3 protein-coding genes and 1 pseudogene are annotated in these 2,309 nt (G+C 57.6%); 1 reads left to right on the plus strand and 3 read right to left on the minus strand.

Annotated elements, in window-relative coordinates; genetic code table 11:
• Nucleotides 1–208 precede the first annotated feature (208 nt).
• Nucleotides 209–572 (minus strand): annotated as a pseudogene (locus PY649_RS34605) (hypothetical protein); the annotation flags it as partial.
• Between PY649_RS34605 and PY649_RS34610 the strand changes: the two are divergent.
• Nucleotides 551–1,192 carry an LPD7 domain-containing protein gene (locus PY649_RS34610; RefSeq protein ID WP_285873566.1) on the plus strand — a complete coding sequence of 214 codons (642 nt, stop codon included), beginning with the start codon at nucleotides 551–553 and terminating at the stop codon, nucleotides 1,190–1,192. The pseudogene PY649_RS34605 and the gene PY649_RS34610 overlap by 22 nt on opposite strands.
• 45 nt (nucleotides 1,193–1,237) lie before the next feature.
• On the opposite strand, the gene PY649_RS34615 is transcribed toward PY649_RS34610, so the two are convergent.
• Nucleotides 1,238–1,651, minus strand: coding sequence for a type II TA system antitoxin MqsA family protein (locus PY649_RS34615; RefSeq protein ID WP_285873562.1), 414 nt, complete (start codon nucleotides 1,649–1,651; stop codon nucleotides 1,238–1,240).
• On the minus strand, nucleotides 1,644–1,967 hold the full coding sequence (locus tag PY649_RS34620) for a type II toxin-antitoxin system MqsR family toxin (protein WP_285873564.1): 324 nt from the start codon (nucleotides 1,965–1,967) through the stop codon (nucleotides 1,644–1,646). Before PY649_RS34620 ends, PY649_RS34615 begins: the two co-directional genes overlap by 8 nt.
• Nucleotides 1,968–2,309: the final 342 nt, after the last annotated feature.

The following is a 2,309-nucleotide window of genomic DNA, read 5'->3' on the forward strand; positions in this document are numbered from 1 at the left end:
CCAATCGTCGCCTGGCAGTAGGTTCAGTCATTTTCGGATTGGCCCAAGATTGTTGTCAGGATAGTAGATCGTCTCTTGCTCACCAACACCTGCGGTCGCTCAAGCGGCTGATAGCGCGGATGCCCGGAGCTTGCCCATGATGGAGCAGACTTACACACTAAAACAATTGGCACAGGGACGCCGGCCGATCCGCATCGGCTTCTTTCTCGAGCCCGATCGACAGATGGAACCAGTCGAGAATATGCGTCAAAGGCTGGCGCGTTGCGCCTAATACAATGTTTTGCAGCCCGACCTCTCCATCACTGAAGACAGTCACGTCGCGGCCTGGAAGCCATCCCTGCGCGCGCATTGCCGCGCGAACGACCTCGTGCTTGCCAGTGGCGATATTCGGCGCAGCAGCAAACTGGCGCGGTGCCCGGCCCTGCGAAACAACTCGTCCCATGGCGATCTCGAAATGCCGGCTTTGATAGCCAGGAACTGCGCGGATGTAGGCGCCATCAATGAAAACCGAAACGGCAGACTTGCGGGCTAGGCTGATGCGATAGGGGGCCTGCAATGTCCCACTTTTCGATTCAAGCCCGCCGATCGGGACCGGGACTCCATGCTGGTTGCCATGCGCGCGGCCTCGGAGAAGTGGGGTGCGATCACCGTCAATGGCACCGATCGGGAGAAGGCCGTCGCCGTGGAACTGGCAGCCAAGCACGGTATCAGCGTCAGCAATCCGGAGCTTCAGAATCAGTTGAAGGCTGCACAGGCGACGGTCGAGGAATGTTGTGCGAAGGAGGAAACCCGCGAGCGCCAGCGACGCGGTTTTGTGGCGGGCACGAAAGAAGCGGCGGCGCAGCGCACCGATGCAGAGATCGCCATTGCGCTCGACACCGTCAAGGAGAACACCAGGACTGAGGCGTTGCGAGAGACCAGGCAGGCCGAACGCTCCGAACGCACGAACGAGCGGCCGTTTGACGGAGGAGGGGAGGATCACGCCTATCGGACAAAGGCAGAATCGTCAGCGGCAAGGCGGGCGGAACGATCAGTCGAGCAGAAGCCGGCGACGCCTATCCCGACCGACATCAACCAGTCGCCAGAGATCGAACGCCGACGGCAGGTCCAGGACGAACTCCTGTCCGAGAAGGAAGCCAACAAGCAGGCCAAGACGACCAAACAGCGGCAACGGCCTCTGCAGAAACAATAACCGCCTTCTTCGCGCCGGTGTTACATCGTTTCGCAGATCGGTGGATCAGGCCACCTGCGGCTCATCGCGCAAGGACCGCAGCAATTCCAGATCTTCGGGATGACGATCAAGTAGTTCGATCAGGCCGATTGCAGCATCGCTTGGTGGCGTGGCGCCGCTTTCATATCTTTGGAAGGCTCGCCGTCCTCCTCCGATGAGGTGGCCAGCCTCCTCCTGAGTCAGCTTCAGCTTGTCCTTACGGATGCGTCGAACATGCTCCCCATAAGCCGCGCGGAGCTCTTGAAACACCTGGTCGGACTCGGCAAGGTCGCCACCGGAATGGATGGCATCCCCGTCATCGTCGGGATACCATCCGGCAACCTGGACTATGCGCGCAAACGAACCGTAGCGCACGACCTGCGGACGGACGTCGCGCCGCAACATCTTGCCTGTCTCGGGATGAACTCGTGTGTCAGTCATTGTTGAGCTCCTTGAACGACGTCAGCACGACGTCGATCAGTGTTTCGCCTGCGAACTTGAGATAGAGGAAGCGCTCGTCCCAAGCCAGGTTGTAAGTATCGTGCCACACCTTGGAATTCGGTGGGCTGTGCGCGGTTTCCGATTTGACAAAATCCCTGTGCTGGAGCGCCTGAACAGCATCGACGATGTCCGAAAGCGAATACCCCAAATCCCGCGCATTTCTGATCGCCGTGCTCGTCGCTTCCAAGGTTTTGGTCGTTGCAAACTTCGCCTTGACCTGCACCAGATCGTGATGAGGCCTGCGTTTCAAAGTCATATATACACCTTAAAGGTTAATATTGCAAGATGCCGCGTGAAATGGAGCCGTCGGTATCTATTAGAGAATTTTGATTTCAAGTCAGCCTATACTCGGTGTTCTTGCCTACAGCGCCATCCTCATGCTCGGCTCCCCAAACGCTGATTCCTTTTCGAGTCACCATGATCCGTCTCGCAGACTTTGACGGCATTTTAGCGTGATTTCAATAGTTTAGTTCCATAATGCAGACTATCTCACGCAGCTTTGTAGCGGCTATTTAGTAATGCGACAGTTGGGCCAGTTAGAGATGCGACGGTCTCGCCTCTCGACGCACTGGTCAAAGCCAACGTTGGGAGCAAGGAT

Source organism: Rhizobium mayense (assembly GCF_030272705.1).
In the GTDB taxonomy this organism is placed as follows: Bacteria; Pseudomonadota; Alphaproteobacteria; order Rhizobiales; family Rhizobiaceae; genus Rhizobium; species Rhizobium mayense.